The organism is Nostoc sp. (assembly GCF_036917675.1).
In the GTDB taxonomy this organism is placed as follows: domain Bacteria; phylum Cyanobacteriota; class Cyanobacteriia; order Cyanobacteriales; family Nostocaceae; genus Nostoc.
This window is the reverse complement of record NZ_JBALCT010000044.1, coordinates 154,736-171,369: the sequence shown is the minus strand read 5'-3', so window position 1 is coordinate 171,369 and position 16,634 is coordinate 154,736. Positions and strand designations below refer to the sequence as shown.

Genomic DNA, 16,634 nt, shown 5'->3' with positions numbered 1-16,634 from the left:
CACCATTCTAAGTAGTAATTGATTCGGGAGTTAGGGTATGGATGCTGAGGAGTTGTTAAGAAGGTATGCTGCTGGGGAGAGGGATTTTTCTGGAATTGATTTGAGTAGTGTTGATTTGAGAGAAGCTGAGTTGACTCGTATTAGCCTCGTAGGTACTAAGTCCCGTTCCCAGTCTCTGACTGGGAATGCCGTTCTAGAGGCGGAGCCTCTTGAAAAGCGGCAGAGCTGCCAGGAGCAACATTTCCAGCCAGAGGCTGGAAACGAGATTTGAAAAGACTTTTACCTTAAGTTGACACCAATGCGTCTCGCCCACCCCACAAGATTGGATAATTTAATCTAAAATAGTATCAAATATTTCTGATGCTGCTAAAAAATCAATTCGACTTGGCTTGCGTATCAATTAAATATACATCAAACGCGGTCTAGGTTCAGGAATTGGACGCCCTAAATCCTTAGCTGTTTCTATCCATTCCTCCATAACTAATTCTACATTATGTAGGGCTTCTTGATAAGTATCGCCGTCAGTAGCACAGCCTGATAACTCTGGTACTTCGGCAATAAAAGATTGATCTAATTCACTCCAGTAGAGAATAATTTCATAGCGAAACATTATTTTTAGTTCCTAGCTTATACTTGAGAATCACTGCACGAACTTGTTTAATTTGATAGCTTTTGGCTTTTCCTTTCTTATGTTGCAGGTTCAATATTTCCTCAACATCGGCTTTGATAAAAATCCGATGATCGCCACGAATTCGTTCATTAAAGCCTAGTCTATATAAAAGTTGCCAAAGTTGGGCAAAAGGGATGTCTGTATCAGAAGTCCCAGAGAGAATTTTATCTAAGATTTTGTCTTGCTGACTCACGTTTTTTTGATTGTCTTAATGTTTGTTTTGACATTGTGGAGGCGTAAAATCGTGGCGAATTGAGAGTTGAAATTTAAACGCCTAAACACGCAGAAAATTCGCTACAATTAATTAAATTTTATACTTAGCCTTTAAAGGCAACAGTACGCCTATCAAGAGTTAACCTCAGTATAAATAATTAGCAGTTTGACAGCAGTTATTCTAACATTCACCTTGAGCTTATTTGCAAAATTGAGTTTATCTTCTCCAAACCAGAAAACTGGAGAAGTGAATTTGCACAACCAGCGAGTGTTTATAGCGATTCTTAGATGAATAAAGTACAGCTAACTTCTAATAAGCCAGGAGCTAGAATCTAGAGTTATCCTGACTCCCCAAGAAACGGGCTATTGAACCCAGATGAGAACCGCTATACTCAAATTTATAAGTGATATAGGCAACTACAGAGGGCAAATTGTTAAGATTGCTCATATTATAGGCTGAGGTATAAATCCGTCTCAGTTAATGTTTAATATTTAGTAAGAAATATTACGCGAATATGAAAAATCAAATTCTCGGCGCAGCCGCATTTTTAACCACAATTATTTTGACAACAACCGTACAAGCAGCAAATTCTGAACATGTTAAACAGTTATTGGCAACCAAACAATGTCAAAACTGTGATTTGACTAGTGCAGGTTTAGTGATGGCTGACTTATCTGGAGCCAATTTGAGCGGCGCTAATCTCACAGGTGCTAACCTCAGCCGTGCAAACTTAAGCGGCGCAGATTTGCGGGGTGCAAACTTGAGTGGCGCTAGTTTGTTTGGTGTTAACCTGAGCGCAGCTAAATTTAGTGGGGCAAATTTGACGGGTGCTGATTTGAGAAATACTTATCTAGCAAATGCAGAACTGACTGGTGCTTACCTGAATGGCGCTAACTTTCTGGGTGCAGTTGGTATACCATCACAAATTGCTTCACCAGAAGAATTTTATGCTTGGGGTGTAGCAGAAGGCCAAAAAGGCAACCAACAGCAAGCAATTAGTTATTTTAATCAAGCGATCGCTATTAAACCAGAATATGCAGGTGCTTATTTAGCTCGTGGTGTCGCCCGTTACCAAATATTAGATAGACAAGGTGCATTCCAGGATGCCCAAGTTGCTCAAAAATTGTTTACATCTCAAAACAACAGCCTGGGAACGCAAACAGCTCAAGCTTTTATTAAAGAACTGCAAACACCCGTAAATGAGAAGGTAAGCGCTGGTAGCCCCAGTTTCGTAGAATTTTTAGGAAGTCTTGGCTCAATTTTGCTCCAGTTCTTCCCTTTTTGAGCTACGGTGTACACACAAGTCTCTGGTGACGCAATTTACGGTTAAGTCTCATAGCTCCTCAGATACCTCACCCTGGTTTTACGTAGTAAAACCTGTCCCTCTCCTTAGTAAGGAGAGGGATTAAAGATAGGACTCTTTGAGGTTTTAGAGGGCTTTTGGGTAATCGGATAACTTGTGTATACACCGTTATATAAATCCTACTCAAAATTACTCATGAGCTTTGTTTACTTCCTGCTTCAATCTAGTAACGTCGGGTAAGAGGGAGATTTGAAAGAACAGAGGGATAATAACAGATGAGAAATGACAAATGACAAATAACAAATGACTTTATCAAACAAATTATGGGCAGCAAATCAAGACTTAGCTCAAGCTTGCCTAGAGCATCCTTTCGTTCAAGGCATTGGCGATGGTACTCTTGATCAGGTGAAATTTGCTTACTACGTAGGGCAAGATGCTTTTTTCTTAGAAGCTTTCGCCCGTGCGTACAGTATCGCCGCAGCTAAAGCACCAGATTGGTTAGGTTTTACCACATTTCATAACTTAGCTAGTGGAGTTTTAGAAGAACTGCGGCTGCATGGTGGCTATGCTTCAGAGTGGGGAGTCAATTTGCATTCTGTGGAACCTGGATTTGCCACCCGCCGCTATACTGACTTTTTGTTAGCAACTGCTTGGAGTTCAGATGTGGGTTTAACTGCTGCGGCGATGTCTCCTTGTATGCGTTTGTATGCCTTTTTAGGAGAACAGTTGGCTTGTAACGGTATTCCTAATCATCAATATGCAGACTGGATTCGTACTTACAGCAGCGCAAACTTTCAACCACTAACACAACAATTAGAAAGTTTAGTTGACAATTATGCCACTACTAATCCTGTTGTGGATTCAACCTATCGTTATGCGATGTTTTGTGAGCGTGACTTTTTTCAGGCTGCGTGGCTTTTGGAGTAGTTTGAAAAGTCTAAATTACAGCAGAATTCAAGTATTTGAACCATATCTGTCGTCAGGGCACAGCATTGCTCATGAGTGTCAACTTAACGTAAAAACCTCCCTAGAACCAGCTTTTAAGAGATTGTCTCGTTCCCAGTCTCCGACTGGGAATGCCTATGGGGGGCTGCCGCCTCAAGACTTGCGGCAGAGCCGCAATTGAAGTGCATTTCCAGCCACTGGCTGGAAACGAGGTTTTAAAAGGGTTTGCGCTTAAGTTGACACCAATGAGCAATGCTGTGCCCCTACCGCGTGGTCTATTTGCCTGAAAATAGCTGTAAGCATCGTCGAATTTGTTATTTAAGGGAACTCCAAAAAATAAATTATCCAATTTCACCGAATCAAAACCACTTTCCCTCCCCCTGTCCCCTGCCATAAAAGCGATGGGATATTTTTTTACCTGGAAATCCCTAATTAGCGATCTCTCCTCTTTGCCAAAACTGCTTCAAAATCTCGCCAGGTTTGCGATCCCAGGTGTCGATATGCTCGTATATTAAATTATCTTGGTTGAGTTTATAAGTTGAATAGCCATTAAAAAGCAAACCTGCTTTCCAGGGAACACGCAACACTCCCCGCACCGTCCACTTTGCTAAAATAGTGTCTTCGGCTGACTGATAGACTTCATGCACATCAAAGTAAATTTGGGTAAAAAATAGCCGAGCGTGAAATCGCAAAGTCCAAAATATAATCCGATAATTAAATTTGTATTTGAATGTATTCACTGGGTCTTTAAAATAGATATCCTGTGTATAAATATCATAGGAAATATCTTTTTCAAACAGTGTCGGTAAATCTTGTTTGAGAGTTTTAATTATCCGTTCCACTGGCAATTTAAATTCCACGCGCCTTTTCCCTTAAATCTGCGGGTGAATCATATCAACTATTATCAACTATTCGCCACTTCAGTCATGTAGTTGAGTCTTGCAGATATTCATCCAATGCCCAATCATAAATATTAGGTGCGATCGCTACTCGCAAGTTAGGATTCACCGCTTTCACCTCCCGGTAAAGACGCGCCAACAAGTCAATCTAAAATCTAAAATCCAAAATTGATTGACCATCGTTTTGCAGACCTCATTGAAAAACCTGCCAATCTTTTGAAAAGACTAGCAGGCATGGCTTATCATCAATCGGAGCGGCGGGATTCGAACCCACGACCTCCACTACCCCAAAGTGGCGCGCTACCAAGCTGCGCTACGCCCCGGTCAGAATTATCATCATACAGCAAAACTCTACAATAATCAAGAGGCAAACTTAAAAAACTTTAAGCATCCCAGTAGCTTGCAGTAATTCCAGAACAGCAGAAGCATCCCATTTACCCTCTACACATCGCCCTGTATTCAAGATCAAGCGCAGACTGTAAGTATGAGGATAGCCTTCTACCTCCATCCACAATAAATCGCTTTCGGCTTCACAAGCAATTTTTTCCTCTTCCATTAATTCAGTTGCGAGTTGTTTCATGGTGTCTGCTAGTTGTGTTAGTAGACGGCAAAAATCATTTAACTCGGCTTCCGTTAACTCAATTGCCCAATCATCTGTACCCACTAAACCTTTAAACTCAGATGCATCAGGGTTCCAGCCAATACGCCAACCAAATCCAGTTTTGATAATGCGTTCCATAAAAAGAGACGCGATTAATCGCGTCTGTACAGGAGTTAGGAGAGACGCGATTAATCGCGTCTGTACAAGACTTAGGAGTTAGGAGTTGTTTCGTAGTACATCATAGCCCCCTCTCGAAGAGCGGGGAGGGGGGTTGGGGGTGGGGTTCTTATACCTGACAAGGGACGAGAACCGCGATATTGATTTACAACTCATAAGTCTCTCGTTACCTCAGTAGTTCGGCACCTCCTCGTTGTGGTGGCTGTGGGGGAGTGGATGTAGCCGGACTGGGTGTGGTGTTGGGGCTAGGTGATGGGTTTTTTTGGGAAGGGGGATTAAATATATTGACTAAGACTTGTACTAGGGCATTTCGCTGGCTGCGGGTGAGATGGGTGATAGCTTTGCGATCGCCTTCTATCGGATTTTCCCGTAATGAATCATTTCCTGGATAGCTAGTATCATACATAATTTCATTCGCACCCAGGTAATCAGCTAAAGTCAACTTCCAATCCAAGCGATAAATTGCGGCACGCCCTTTGGTATAAATGTGATATCTAATCAGGCGACTTACTAAGGTGTTGTTTTCGGCAACTTTCCCATTTTCTTTGCTGATATACTTATTTTCCCGTGGTAAATCTGGTAATTGCTGATATACTAGCTGCCAAACATCGCTAGGAGTGATTCTCTGAGCGTACAGTCTTGGCGTTGGCGCTGCGATCGCAGGTTGGATACTAAATAAATTTGTATGTATTAATTTGCCCGCCCCTGAACCCAAAAGAATTACACCCACTACCATTAAGGCAAGCAGTAGTCGTGAGTAATGAGTTCTGAGTTTTGAGAGGATTGATCTAGGTAGAAGTTTTTTCTTTTTCATAGAACGATATTTTCAAATGAAAGTGCTATCACACTGCTTTTCATTCAGCACGGGCTAAATCTTAGCTATCCGCTAATAGCACTCTCAACTCAGCACTATTTTTATCGAAAAGTTGGGTTTAAAACCCCGTGCTAGAAGCACGGCTTCATATTTACCAGCATTGGATTTGCCACGAATATGTTACGATACTAATTAGTACTGATGGACAGTCGGGAATCCAAAACGCCTATGCAGACGGTTTGCTCTTGTACTGAGGTATCAGATATCTCAGTCTAGGTCAAAGTCGAAAACCCGTAAGGGAGCAACTAGGAAATCTTTGAACTGATTCTAGAAGCTCCGCACCAACAGGAAAGGAATCATGTCACAGTTCGCCAATAATTTCTGGCTGAGTCAATTCATCGGACATTTCGATAATTGCCCTTAGCACTGGCTTCATCATCACATCTTCGTTATTTTCAAAGTCCTCATAACGCCGACGTTTAGCACGATTTGCCACCTGAACCGTAATGCGGTAACGATTTGAGGCTGCACCAATCAGCTCTTCAGCACGGAGCATAATCTGAGATTGAGTTGTCTCGAACTTAGAACGCTTTAGCATAATTAGTGGTTCTTGGGGTCATTCCCCAGTGTAGCAGTACTAATAAATCTGCTGCTGTGTATTTAATCGCTAGCAACCTCTCTCTTGATAGAGGTTGAGAGTGTTTTATTCAATATAAGTTACTCATAATATTACCTGACTAAAGTCACACATCCTTATGGCTGATCTTGTGGAAACTGCTGTGAACGCCGGAAACTTCACTACCCTGGTGAAGGCTGCTGAAGCTGCAAATCTCATAGAAATATTGAAAAGCCCTGGTTCTTTCACACTCTTTGCACCGACTGACGAAGCCTTTGCCAATCTGCCAGAGGGAACTTTAGATTTGCTACTACAAGACATCCCCAAGCTCAAGAAAATTGTGGCGTATCATATCGCTAGTGGGGATGTTCGGTCTGATGACTTGGTACAGATTAATGAGGCAGAGACGGTTGAGGGGTCTATTGTAGCCATTGAATCTGCTGACGGTAAATTTAAGGTGAATAACGCCAATGTCCTCAAAACAGATATTCTGGCAGACAATGGCGTGATCCATATTATTGATGCGGTGTTGATGCCTGGGGTGGTGGCAGTAAGTTAATGCATTGGGCATGGGGGATGGGGCATGGGGCATGGGGAATTGGGCATAGGGCATTAGTTATTCTCCTCATCTCCCTCATCTCCCTCATCTCCCTCATCTCCCTCATCTCCCTCATCTCCCTCATCTCCCTCATCCCCTACTCCCTACTCCCCATTCCCCACTCCCACAATGCAGCCACTGCGAGAGGAAAGACTCAATGACAACTGCTGAGTTTCCCCTTCACCATTCCACTCAATCTCAGCAGTGCCATATAACAGCTTGTTGGGTTGAGTACGCAAACTGGCGATATCTACATTCGCTGTTGCCGAACTTGTGCCAGCATTGACAGCAATTATTAATTCCTCTGTCCCTAAAGTTCGCGCAAAGATATAAAGTTGTCCTTGAGCATAGAGGACTTGGTAATCACCTGTACGCAAGGCTGGGTAAGTGTGGCGGAGGGCAATTAATTGGCGGTGAGTATTGAAAATTTCTTGATTCCAGTTAGTCTCTAAAGGAAAACCCCTACGTGAGTCTGGGTCTATTCCTCCAGGTAAGCCAACTTCATCACCATAGTAGATGCTGGCGGCGCCGGGAAAGGTAAGTAGCAATAGAGTTGACAACTCTATACTACCGATATCGCCGCCAGCAATCGTCATCAAGCGGGCTGTATCGTGACTTGCGAGCAAATTGAGTTGAGTTAGCTGAATTTCCCAAGGGTAAAGTTGCAGTACTTCTTGGATTTTGGTGGCGTACTCGGCGGCAAATAAGGGTGGGTAGGGTTGATAGTCGCGGCTTTGGACTTGTTCTAAGACTACGCGATCGCCAGCTGCAAAGGCAATTGTCGGCCCAGCAAATAGATAATTCATCACGCCGTCAAATTGCGTCCCATCTAGCCACTGGCGGGAATCTCCCCAGACTTCGCCGACAATGTAAGCTTCGGGATTGACTGCCTTAACGCGATCGCGAAATTCCTGCCAAAAGCCAGGAGTTTTTATTTCAAATGGTACATCCAATCGCCAACCGTCGATGCCGAATTTAAGCCAATATTCGGCAATTTCCATAATGTATTCTCGCACTTCTGGATTATCGTGGTTAAATTCTGGCAAGGCACGATTTCCCACCCAACCTCCGTAGTTAGCAGGTAACTCACCATTGTATGGTGAAAGAGGCCAACTTTCTATTTTGAACCAATTTACCCAAGGCGAATGGGGTCCATTCTCTAAAACGTCATGGAAAAAGAAAAAGCCCCGACTGGAATGGTTAAACACCCCATCCAGAACAACTTTGATATTCCGTTCATGGGCTGCATCGAGCAATTCTTTAAAAGCTTCGTTGCCCCCTAACATTGGGTCAACTTGGTAATAATCGTGGGTATGATAGCGATGATTGCTGGCTGATTGAAAAATCGGTGTGAAATAAATTGCGTTAATTCCCAAATCCTGGATATAGTCTAATTGCTCCATGATCCCCCACAAATCGCCGCCTTTATAACCTTGAAGTGTGGGCATAGCTTCCCAATCTTCCCAACGGGCTTCGTGCAACAGTCGTTTGCGCGGCTTTTTGCTTCTGGCAAAGCGGTCTGGAAAGATTTGGTAGAAAATAGCGTGCTTTACCCAGTCTGGTGTTTGAATTTGCATGAATAACTTTTTGTACCTTCAGAAGCGATCGTTGCAAATATTAGCTTCTTTGTGGATCTTACTTATGATAGAAAATCTGTCATTTATTAGTAGTTATTAGGGAAATTATTATATAGAACCCATTTGACATCTTTATAAAACTGAATTAAGGTACATCCAACCCTTTAATCTAGTCACCATGACATATTCCAGCAGCCTCAGTGATACAGAATGGGAAATTGCAGAACCTCTGTTGCAGCAAGTATTATCTCGGAAGAAACGCACACGACCTGCTAATTGGACAAAACGAGAGATCCTTGATGGCATCCTCTATCAACTTAAGAATGGTTGCAACTGGTGTGACTTGCCCAAAAACTTGCCTCCCTACTCCACCGTCTATTGGCACTACAAACAGTGGCGAAGTGCAGGAGTGATTGAGAAACTGATGAACGCAATACAAGAACAAGTACGTGAGCAGGTAAAAAAAAGCCCAAGTGGACAACGTTAATCATTATTGACTCCCAAGCTGTGAAAAATACCTGTAATGCGAGTGTGAACTCGAAGGGGTTTTGTTTCTACAAAGCGACCAACGGGATTAAAAGGCATCTAGCTGTTGATACACTTGGGTTTCCCTTTTTCACTCACTGCACAAAAGCTAATGTCTCAGATGATGCAGGATTGCTGGAAATGTTAACGCACGCGCATCGACTATTTCAAGTCAAAACCTGTTAATCTTCCCAAGATTACCATCCTGCTAGACCACGGTTATCACATCGACTATTTGATTGAAGCCTTGAAGAAGGTTTATCCTCAGATCATGACGAAAATCAGGTTTGAGCTTTCACCGAAGCCCTCGAAACAACAGAAGACAGCGCAAGGAAAATCTGGATTTGTGCCAGCAGTAGCTCGATGGGTGATAGAACGATCCAATTCTTGGATGGAGCGTTGTAAAAGTCTGGTAAAAAACTTTGAGCGAACTCTATCTCATGCAACAACCAAGATTAACCTCTGTTTTGTCAGGCTAATGCTTAAGCGGCTTGCGGCCCTTTCCTGAGATGTCAAATGGGTTCTATAAACCTGTCAGTTCACAGATAAGGGCACTCTACTGCCGAGGCAAGGTCGGATCAAGTTATCCGGAAACTTCTCAACGTCTCCCCTCTATCAGGTTTCTGCGATGCGATCTGCTTTGCAGCAACGCTTCGTGATCGCTTTCAGCCCCTACTCATCCCTACTCAATCTTCCAATTAGGCGTATAACCAGAAGTAACTTGGCTATACATTTGCAAGACCGATGCAGAAATACGTCCTGAGAGTTTTGCGATCGCCCATAGCGTTAGGTAAAATCATTTTCAATTGTTGAGAATTCACCTAGGAAAAAGTTTATGGCAGATAAGTCCGGTCAAGACCCCTCGGAAATCACAGTGGCAACGGTTGATGAAGAACGAAAAGGCGCAACTTTCAGCGGTACGGTCATCCTTGGTATAGATCCTGAGGGTGGGGCAGTCGTTTTCTTTAGAGACTTTTTAATTGAAGATTATAAAGGCGAACTTACCGCAAATCTTGCAACAGATGGCGATATAACGAAAAGCATTGATTTAGGCGAACTCGATCATAAAAGCCCCAGTTTTAAGCTGCCAATTCCTCTGGGAACGGATACATTACCCTACAATACAGTCGTGTTGAGCGACAAAAAAAGCAAGAAAAAAATCCTGACGATCAATCTATAAAATTTGTAACTTAGCTCGTAGTTCAGCCAAATTCGATTGCCCTCCTGTATAGATCTCAAATGGGTTCTATAGGAACCGCCAGATTACCCATAAGGGACTTCCAAGAAATAAATTATCCAATCTTGTGGGGCGGACAAGATGTCCGCCCTTCTCTACGTGCCCTCGTGTCGCCCACCCCACAAGAAGTAGTTGAGTATTTTTTTATTTGGAAGTCCCTAATAAAAGAAACCCACCCCCAACCCCTCCCCGCTCTTCGAGAGGGGAGACAAAGCATAGCTTTGGCAGGGTGGGGTTCTTCGGGTTTAATAAGCAATTAAGCGGACATGATATTACAGGCTGCGGAGGCACACGTTGAACAAGTGCCGTATATTACAGCTTGGGTTAAGGACAGGACTTACGCAGAAGAGATCCCCCAACCCCTTAAAAAGTTGGCTCTTTCAGATCCCTTTTTAAGGGGGGTTAGGGGGGATCGAGGTTTCAGGTTTTCAGTGCGTAAGTCCTAAAGGATAGTTGTAGTTGTAGGTTGGGTTGAACATTCGTGTTACCCAACAAAGCATGAAAAATGTTGGGTTTCGTTCCTCAACCCAACCTACGCTGGTTTTGGTTTTTGGCTTTAACCCAAGCGTATTGCTTTATTACCTCGGCGGAAGCTTCAAGCCTCGACGCTCAAGGATTTGCCGCACTTCTGGGCTGGGGCTGTAGTTATAGCCGTAGGACGAGTTTTGAGAGTCATCCATAATTTGAGGTGTGAGTAATACAATCACCTCATTGCGCTGATTGGATCTGTTCGTACTTCTAAACAGCGCACCAATAAGAGGGAGATCACCCAAAATAGGAATTTTAGATATATTTGTCCGGTCTTGGTCTTGAATGATGCCTGAGAGAATGAGCGTTTGACCATCTCGTAAGCGAATTAAGCCAGAAGTAAGCGATCGCTGAGACACTAAAGTAATACTTCCATTTCCTGTATCTGCTGTGCCTGAAGGAGCACTGACAGTAGGAGCAACCGATAGAGAAACGAAACCATTATCGTCAATCCGCTCAATTTTTACACTCAAGGTTAAGCCAACGTTTTGTTTCTCAATTTTTCTTTCTGTCCTGGCACCACCAGCATTATCCGTTATATCAAGGGTTATGTTTCCCACCACTTCCTGAGTCAGGTTGATAAGAGCCTGCTGACCTTCTTGCACAATTAAGGTTGGGTCAGTCAAAATCTTGGCATTGCCATTTGTCACTTGAGCTTGCAAGCTAGTGAGAAGACGTTTGGGGAATTGGTAAATAGACGGCAAGCTATATGTATATTGAGCAGGTGTTTGACCAGTCACCTGATTACTATATTGAGTCGGTGCCCCAGTAATTGGGTCAAACTGAGTTGGTACAGATGTAATTGTTCCTGGAGTTCCTGCGGTAAATGATGAAAGCCCTGGTTGCGTTGGGCTAGAGTTTATACCAGCACTAACTGCTCCTGTAGTTGGATTTTGTGGGTTAAGAAAAATATTTCCGCTACTAAGTGAATTAGCGGTTGTAGGTGTACCACCGCTTATATTGGTTCTCGCTTCAACACTAGTAACTGGCCTTGAACCGCCAAAATTCAGAGATGCTGCACCACCATCATTGCTAAAGTAGTTGTTGCCGATCCCAAAAGAAAAGCTAGTGTTGTAGTCCTGGGTGTTATTGAGATTAACATCGATAATCTTGACGTTAACTACCACTTGACGACGGCGGATATCAAGCTGAGTTAGTTGAGCGATCGCCATGTCAACTAGCCGGGGAGCGCCAATTAAGGTAATGGCATTGGTGCGTTCTTCTCCTAATACCTGTAAACCTCTCAGTAATGGGCTAGAGTCTGTAAAAGTAACGCGTTGAGTTTCAACTCTGTTTTCTATGGTCGTCTGAGTTTTGGTAATAGGAGCAGCTCCAGCCCCAACAGGCACAGCATCAACACTGGTAACTTGTCGTTCGCGGCTGATCGCACTTTCTGCTCCCAAGGCGACCAAAAAGTTGACGGCGACTCCCACTGTTACCTGATTAAGTCGCAGGCTACGCATAACCATGTCACGGGTTGCATTAGGTAGTTTAGCCCCGACAAAAACTGTACGACCACTGCGATTAGCTTCTAAACCACTCAAGCGTAAGACGTAGTTAAACACATCTTGCACTGGCTCGTTTTCTATATCTAAAGAGATTGTTTGAGAGGTTGCTTGTGCAGCACCAGCACCAGCAGCTTGCTCACCTCCCACATAAGCCAAGTTCAAACCAGCAGCACGGGAAAGTAATGACAAAACCTCACGCACCGGCGCATCTCGCAATACTAAACGGGGTACACGTTCCTGAGTTCCTAAGTCAATGGTGCTAGGAGAAGCATCAGTATTAGAGATGGCAATATCTCCGACTGGTGGGGCGACGGCTCTAGGTAAGAAAGGTGGACCCTGACTCGGAGGTTGACTCAGAGGTTGACCTGGCCCAGCAGGTTGTGCAGGTTGTCCGTCAATGGTGATTTGCGGGTTGGGAACGAGAACACTTGGCTTTTGAAAAGTTTGGGCTGGAGTCGTAACAGGCGGTGCGGTGGATGTTGGCGCTGTTGGCGTTGGTGCTGATGCTATAGTGCCTGGGGATGGACTAAAACTGAGTGTAATTCCATTTAGCGATCGCACCACAGGTTGACTGCTAGGTGTGTTATTGCTGCCAGTTACCGTCACCCGAATGCTATTGGTATCAAGCTGACTAACCTCAACGGAGGTAATTCCTGGTGCTGGGCTATCTTGACGAAAACTTTTACCTTGTGGTAATCGTAATTGAGTATTGATAATATCTGCGACTAAAGTCTTGCCTCTTTTTGTCGTGAAAACTTGCGGGCGCGACCCTGAAGAAGTTTTCAAAACAACCTTAATTCCACCATCAACTGGATTTAACTTTACATCAGTAATTTGACTAATTTGTGCCCAAACTGGTTGAGCTGCCAAAAATACAAAAGCGGTAGCACCCAATATAAAACTATTACCGTGAAGCTGTTTCACACTTCATTCCTCACACTATAAAACCTTGTTTACAAACAATTTTGAGTAGGCGGTTAGAAACCGCACGCCAGATGCTTCAAGAGTGGCTCGCCGCCCAACGCACTGGCTCGTCTACACGAAGCTTTACCCACCGACCTGGGTTTCAAACCCTCATTTTCTCCTTAGTCCGCGGAGGCGGACGAAAGTTTGTGTAGCCGCGTTCGCGTCAGCGTGCCGGAGGGTCTATTCCATTCGCTTAATGTTAAATCGGCGGTTAGAAACCGCGTCTATACGAAGCTTTACTCATTGACCTGGGTTTCAAACCCTCAATTCTTCCTTAGTCCGCCGAGGCGGACTTTGCCTGTATAGCTGCCTTCGCGTCAGCGTGCCGGAGGCTCTATTCTATTCGCCAAAGCTTAAGTTGACACTTACAGCGTTTCCTAATCAGATGAGGTACATCATAGCCCCGCTCTTCGAGAGGGGAGGGGGTTGGGGGTGGGGTTCTTGTACCTCACTCAACCGAGAACCGCTATAGGACTGTTCACTATTACTTTTTGGGGACAACTGGAGCAACTGGAGCAACTGGAGCAACTGGGGCAAGTTTAGCTGCTGCTGCGGCTATTTCTTCTGGAGTAAGTGGCATCAATACCTGTAATTGGAATGATGTATCAATCGCTCCTGGTCCTACTGGCATCGGCGTTTTATCTAATGGGGTTCTTGACTCTACTGGAACCGAAGTTACTTGATAATCTTTAATTATTAACAAAGGCTGCAAACGCTCAATGTTACGAATTATTGATTGTGTTTGTTCATAAGTTCCTGTAATTTCGGCATTGATACTGCTGCGTTGCAGCTTGCCGTTAACCAGTAGTCCTAGACTTCCATCGATAATTGGTTCTGGTTTTGAGGAAACTGGCACAAACTTCTTCAGCTTGGCTCTGACTGTATTAATAGAAGTTGAAGTATTGCCAGACTCAACTAAACGGTTCACATCCAACAGCAATGTATCCAAAGTTTTTTCGTTAGCAAATAAACCTAAAACCTGAACATTTTGCTGCTTTGCCTGCGCTAGCTCGTCTTTAACTTTATCAATCTGTTTGATAGTGGCTTTTTTTTGGTCAATTTGCCCTTGCAGTTCGGAGTTTTTGGCTTGCTGCTGCTGATAGCTTTCCCAAGCTGGCATCAGCAGGTTTAACAATATATAACCTGCTGCCGCTAAACCAATTACCCCCACCAAAATCCCAATAATTTTTGGTGTGAAAGCAATACCAAAGATCACGGGGGACTCTGGCGTTGCCTGTCCCAATTCCCCACCATGTTCAGCAAAATTTAAATCATCGCTCAGCGTCATTTTGGAATGACTCCTGTTTGTTGCATACTACGTATTCGAGTCACTAACCCGACTGTGCCTTTTTTTTCCAACTCCTGGATTAATGAAGAAGCTGGAACATCGCTCATCGTCGATTGAATAGTGTATTTCACTACTTGGGGTGGTTTAATTATTACACCAGTAGTAGGTTGACCCGCACCTGGCGCTAAGGGAGGATCTACTAATGTTGCCGTCACAATTCTGCTTTCTGTGGGCTTCAAGAACAGAGACTGTTGTAAACTTAATAAGAAATCATTGACATCGTTATAAGAACGAGCCAATCCGGTAATTTCTAATCCCCCGGCGGGATTGTTTGGTGGCTGACCTGCCACTACTGCAACGGGTGGAAGTTGCTTGATGGTTTCGATTTGCACTTCTGCTGGGGTGCGATCGCGCAAATCTTGCAGCATTGCTGACCAAGGACGAATCTGGTCAAATACACTTACTAAAGCTTGGGTTTCCGCTTTCATTGCCATCGTCTCGGCTTTGATTTTGCTAATATTTCCGATATCTGTATCTAATTTCTTGCTTTCTTGGTCTAGTTCTGTTGCTTTGGCTTGTAATTCCACAATCTTCCCTTGCAAAAACCACCAACTAATTCCCAATAAAACTGGAAGACCTACACCTAGTCCAACTCCCACATATACTGGTGTCAAATTCCCCGCAGGAAACTTTAACTCCATTCCTCTCTTTTTCTCAGAGTTTCCCTGGTATGCTGGGCGGTCTTTAAGAAAGTTAACATCCAAACTGTACATTTTCTCACACCAACTAAGAATAAATATTATGGTTTGAGAATTCTCAAACAGCATAACTGTCAAAACAGACAATCCAAAATCTAAAATCTAAAATCTAAAATCTAAAATTGGTGTTACACCTCCCGCATTCCTAGACCAAGTACAATCGCCAAGCCAGCGCGTTGTACCTGTGGATATTTATCAATGTCAACTTCCAAAGATAAAGCCCCGATTGGATCTATTTGGGTAGTTGGCAAGCTCAATCGTTGGGTAAAAAATTCATCTAGCTGTTGAAGTCCACCTCCAGGTCCTGCTAATAAAATCTGCGCTACCTCCAAATTTTCACTTTGATTGAGATAAAAATCGATGGAACGGCGCAGTTCATCTGTTAGTTCTCCCAATACTCTCAATATGGATGCCATACCAGGGTCGAGTTCGGTAACACCCGTTTTGCCACCGTCTATAGGAGTTGGGGGAAGAATCATTCCATATAACAAATCCATATCTCGTGACGTGGGTAAGCTCATTGTCCTTGCTAAGGCAGTTTGCATTTGATAAGTGCCGATTGGGACTGTGCGCGAAAATTGTGGCACTCCGTTAACGATGATGGCGATTTCTGTACTATCGAACTCGATATCAACTAGTACTGCTGCTTCTTGCGGTCCAAATTGTCGCAGTTGCTCCCGAATAGTCCGAATCAGAGCAAAACTGTTAATTTCTAAAACATCGATTTGTAATCCTGCTTGCTCGAATGTACTTATATAGGTATCCGTTATCTCCTTGCGGGTGGCAACTAGGAGTACGTGTACTTTTTCAATGCCATCTTCATCTACAAAGTAGTCAAGTTTCTGATAATCTACATCAGCTTCTTCACGAGGATAGGGTAAATACAAACCTGCTTCATGGTTTAGCACCATTTCTCGCAGTTCTTTGTCATCTAACTCCGTTGGCATGGGTATTATCCGAACGATGGAATCTCGCCCCGGTACAGCAGTCGCAACGCGAGAAGTTTTGATTTTGCTCTCAGCTAGCGCCTGCTGGATTAATTCCGCCATTGTTGCGGGGTCGCTGATTTGACCATCGATAACTATGCCTTCTGGAACTGCTACCGATGTAAAGGTTTCTAGTTTCAAGCCTTGACCCTGCTTACGTAGCTGAACTACATTTACCCGTTCGGGAGCAAGTTCAATGCCAACCCCTTTATTCGCTTTGCCAAACAGACCATTGAACTTTTTGACCACAAGTTCAATGCCGGCCCCTTTATTCGATTTGTCAAACAGACTAGTGAAGCTTTTTACCACAGTTGTGTCCGATGGACTACTAAATTGGAAATTTAAATGATCCTAAAAGATGGATTTTGTGCTAAGTAATTTATTTAGCCGATAACCTCGACAATTCTGCCTAAGCTTTTCACAC

The 16,634-nt window shown here is 43.7% G+C and carries 19 protein-coding genes and 1 tRNA gene; 8 read left to right on the top strand and 12 right to left on the bottom strand.

Features of this window, described 5'->3' with window-relative positions:
* Positions 1-37 precede the first annotated feature (37 nt).
* Positions 38-271, top strand: coding sequence for a hypothetical protein (locus tag V7K31_RS14885; protein ID WP_335095077.1), 234 nt, complete (start codon positions 38-40; stop codon positions 269-271).
* Between the two features lie 129 nt (positions 272-400).
* Here the strand turns inward: V7K31_RS14885 and V7K31_RS14880 are convergent, their stop codons facing one another.
* Both V7K31_RS14880 and V7K31_RS14875 read right to left on the bottom strand, forming a co-directional pair.
* Positions 401-610, bottom strand: coding sequence for a type II toxin-antitoxin system HicB family antitoxin (locus V7K31_RS14880; RefSeq protein WP_442941285.1), 210 nt, complete (start codon positions 608-610; stop codon positions 401-403).
* On the bottom strand, positions 597-863 hold the full coding sequence (locus V7K31_RS14875; protein WP_335095076.1) for a type II toxin-antitoxin system HicA family toxin: 267 nt from the start codon (positions 861-863) through the stop codon (positions 597-599). The genes V7K31_RS14880 and V7K31_RS14875 overlap by 14 nt, the downstream gene beginning before the upstream one ends.
* A gap of 535 nt (positions 864-1,398) precedes the next feature.
* On the opposite strand from V7K31_RS14875, the gene V7K31_RS14870 reads away from it, so the two are divergent.
* The 3 genes from V7K31_RS14870 to V7K31_RS14860 all read left to right on the top strand — a co-directional run bounded on the left by V7K31_RS14870 (position 1,399) and on the right by V7K31_RS14860 (position 3,313).
* The gene (locus tag V7K31_RS14870) at positions 1,399-2,169 is read left to right on the top strand and encodes a pentapeptide repeat-containing protein (protein WP_335095075.1); all 771 of its coding nucleotides are present in this window, start codon (positions 1,399-1,401) and stop codon (positions 2,167-2,169) included.
* Between the two features lie 321 nt (positions 2,170-2,490).
* A complete protein-coding gene (locus V7K31_RS14865) occupies positions 2,491-3,114 on the top strand; it encodes a TenA family protein (RefSeq protein WP_335095074.1) in 624 nt (207 codons plus the stop codon).
* Position 3,115: 1 nt separating this feature from the next.
* A complete protein-coding gene (locus V7K31_RS14860) occupies positions 3,116-3,313 on the top strand; it encodes a hypothetical protein (RefSeq protein ID WP_335095073.1) in 198 nt (65 codons plus the stop codon).
* Positions 3,314-3,560: 247 nt separating this feature from the next.
* Here the strand turns inward: V7K31_RS14860 and V7K31_RS14855 are convergent, their stop codons facing one another.
* The 5 genes from V7K31_RS14855 to V7K31_RS14835 form a co-directional block, all read right to left on the bottom strand.
* A complete protein-coding gene (locus V7K31_RS14855; protein ID WP_335095072.1) occupies positions 3,561-3,992 on the bottom strand; it encodes a DUF2358 domain-containing protein in 432 nt (143 codons plus the stop codon).
* 288 nt (positions 3,993-4,280) lie between these two features.
* Positions 4,281-4,354 (bottom strand) — tRNA-Pro (locus V7K31_RS14850).
* A gap of 50 nt (positions 4,355-4,404) precedes the next feature.
* Positions 4,405-4,770, bottom strand: a complete 366-nt coding sequence (locus tag V7K31_RS14845) for a DUF1818 family protein (RefSeq protein ID WP_335095071.1) — start codon at positions 4,768-4,770, stop codon at positions 4,405-4,407.
* A gap of 205 nt (positions 4,771-4,975) precedes the next feature.
* On the bottom strand, positions 4,976-5,623 hold the full coding sequence (locus V7K31_RS14840; RefSeq protein ID WP_335095070.1) for a hypothetical protein: 648 nt from the start codon (positions 5,621-5,623) through the stop codon (positions 4,976-4,978).
* 361 nt (positions 5,624-5,984) lie between these two features.
* Complete coding sequence (locus V7K31_RS14835; RefSeq protein ID WP_334832704.1) at positions 5,985-6,221, bottom strand: DNA-directed RNA polymerase subunit omega; 237 nt, start codon at positions 6,219-6,221, stop codon at positions 5,985-5,987.
* 157 nt (positions 6,222-6,378) lie between these two features.
* Between V7K31_RS14835 and V7K31_RS14830 the strand changes: the two genes are divergently transcribed.
* Entirely contained in the window at positions 6,379-6,798 is a 420-nt protein-coding gene (locus V7K31_RS14830) for a fasciclin domain-containing protein (protein ID WP_335095069.1), read from the top strand.
* A gap of 143 nt (positions 6,799-6,941) precedes the next feature.
* On the opposite strand, the gene V7K31_RS14825 is transcribed toward V7K31_RS14830, so the two are convergent.
* Entirely contained in the window at positions 6,942-8,414 is a 1,473-nt protein-coding gene (locus V7K31_RS14825) for a glycoside hydrolase family 13 protein (RefSeq protein ID WP_335095068.1), read from the bottom strand.
* A gap of 178 nt (positions 8,415-8,592) precedes the next feature.
* On the opposite strand from V7K31_RS14825, the gene V7K31_RS14820 reads away from it, so the two are divergent.
* The 3 genes from V7K31_RS14820 (at position 8,593) to V7K31_RS14810 (ending at position 10,119) form a co-directional block, all read left to right on the top strand.
* Complete coding sequence (locus V7K31_RS14820; RefSeq protein WP_335095067.1) at positions 8,593-8,901, top strand: transposase; 309 nt, start codon at positions 8,593-8,595, stop codon at positions 8,899-8,901.
* Between the two features lie 20 nt (positions 8,902-8,921).
* The gene (locus V7K31_RS14815) at positions 8,922-9,125 is read left to right on the top strand and encodes a transposase (protein ID WP_335095066.1); all 204 of its coding nucleotides are present in this window, start codon (positions 8,922-8,924) and stop codon (positions 9,123-9,125) included.
* 649 nt (positions 9,126-9,774) lie between these two features.
* Positions 9,775-10,119 carry a hypothetical protein gene (locus V7K31_RS14810; protein WP_335095065.1) on the top strand — a complete coding sequence of 115 codons (345 nt, stop codon included), beginning with the start codon at positions 9,775-9,777 and terminating at the stop codon, positions 10,117-10,119.
* 635 nt (positions 10,120-10,754) lie between these two features.
* Here V7K31_RS14810 and V7K31_RS14805 read toward each other — a convergent pair.
* From V7K31_RS14805 to pilM, 4 genes are all read right to left on the bottom strand, one after another.
* Positions 10,755-13,136 carry an AMIN domain-containing protein gene (locus V7K31_RS14805; protein ID WP_335095064.1) on the bottom strand — a complete coding sequence of 794 codons (2,382 nt, stop codon included), beginning with the start codon at positions 13,134-13,136 and terminating at the stop codon, positions 10,755-10,757.
* Positions 13,137-13,662: 526 nt separating this feature from the next.
* On the bottom strand, positions 13,663-14,466 hold the full coding sequence (locus V7K31_RS14800) for a pilus assembly protein PilO (RefSeq protein ID WP_335095063.1): 804 nt from the start codon (positions 14,464-14,466) through the stop codon (positions 13,663-13,665).
* The gene (locus tag V7K31_RS14795; protein WP_335095062.1) at positions 14,463-15,239 is read right to left on the bottom strand and encodes a PilN domain-containing protein; all 777 of its coding nucleotides are present in this window, start codon (positions 15,237-15,239) and stop codon (positions 14,463-14,465) included. The genes V7K31_RS14800 and V7K31_RS14795 overlap by 4 nt, the downstream gene beginning before the upstream one ends.
* A gap of 113 nt (positions 15,240-15,352) precedes the next feature.
* On the bottom strand, positions 15,353-16,459 hold the full coding sequence (pilM, locus tag V7K31_RS14790; RefSeq protein ID WP_335095061.1) for a type IV pilus biogenesis protein PilM: 1,107 nt from the start codon (positions 16,457-16,459) through the stop codon (positions 15,353-15,355).
* Positions 16,460-16,634: the final 175 nt, after the last annotated feature.

Coding starts and splice junctions, on each gene's coding strand:
- V7K31_RS14810 (WP_335095065.1), top strand. CDS start 9,775: ATGGCAGATAAGTCCGGTCAAGACCCCTCGGAAATCACAGTGGCAACG.
- V7K31_RS14840 (WP_335095070.1), bottom strand. CDS start 5,623: ATGAAAAAGAAAAAACTTCTACCTAGATCAATCCTCTCAAAACTCAGA.
- V7K31_RS14830 (WP_335095069.1), top strand. CDS start 6,379: ATGGCTGATCTTGTGGAAACTGCTGTGAACGCCGGAAACTTCACTACC.
- V7K31_RS14845 (WP_335095071.1), bottom strand. CDS start 4,770: ATGGAACGCATTATCAAAACTGGATTTGGTTGGCGTATTGGCTGGAAC.
- V7K31_RS14865 (WP_335095074.1), top strand. CDS start 2,491: ATGACTTTATCAAACAAATTATGGGCAGCAAATCAAGACTTAGCTCAA.
- V7K31_RS14825 (WP_335095068.1), bottom strand. CDS start 8,414: ATGCAAATTCAAACACCAGACTGGGTAAAGCACGCTATTTTCTACCAA.
- V7K31_RS14885 (WP_335095077.1), top strand. CDS start 38: ATGGATGCTGAGGAGTTGTTAAGAAGGTATGCTGCTGGGGAGAGGGAT.
- V7K31_RS14870 (WP_335095075.1), top strand. CDS start 1,399: ATGAAAAATCAAATTCTCGGCGCAGCCGCATTTTTAACCACAATTATT.
- V7K31_RS14795 (WP_335095062.1), bottom strand. CDS start 15,239: ATGTACAGTTTGGATGTTAACTTTCTTAAAGACCGCCCAGCATACCAG.
- V7K31_RS14800 (WP_335095063.1), bottom strand. CDS start 14,466: ATGACGCTGAGCGATGATTTAAATTTTGCTGAACATGGTGGGGAATTG.
- V7K31_RS14820 (WP_335095067.1), top strand. CDS start 8,593: ATGACATATTCCAGCAGCCTCAGTGATACAGAATGGGAAATTGCAGAA.
- V7K31_RS14835 (WP_334832704.1), bottom strand. CDS start 6,221: ATGCTAAAGCGTTCTAAGTTCGAGACAACTCAATCTCAGATTATGCTC.
- V7K31_RS14880 (WP_442941285.1), bottom strand. CDS start 610: ATGTTTCGCTATGAAATTATTCTCTACTGGAGTGAATTAGATCAATCT.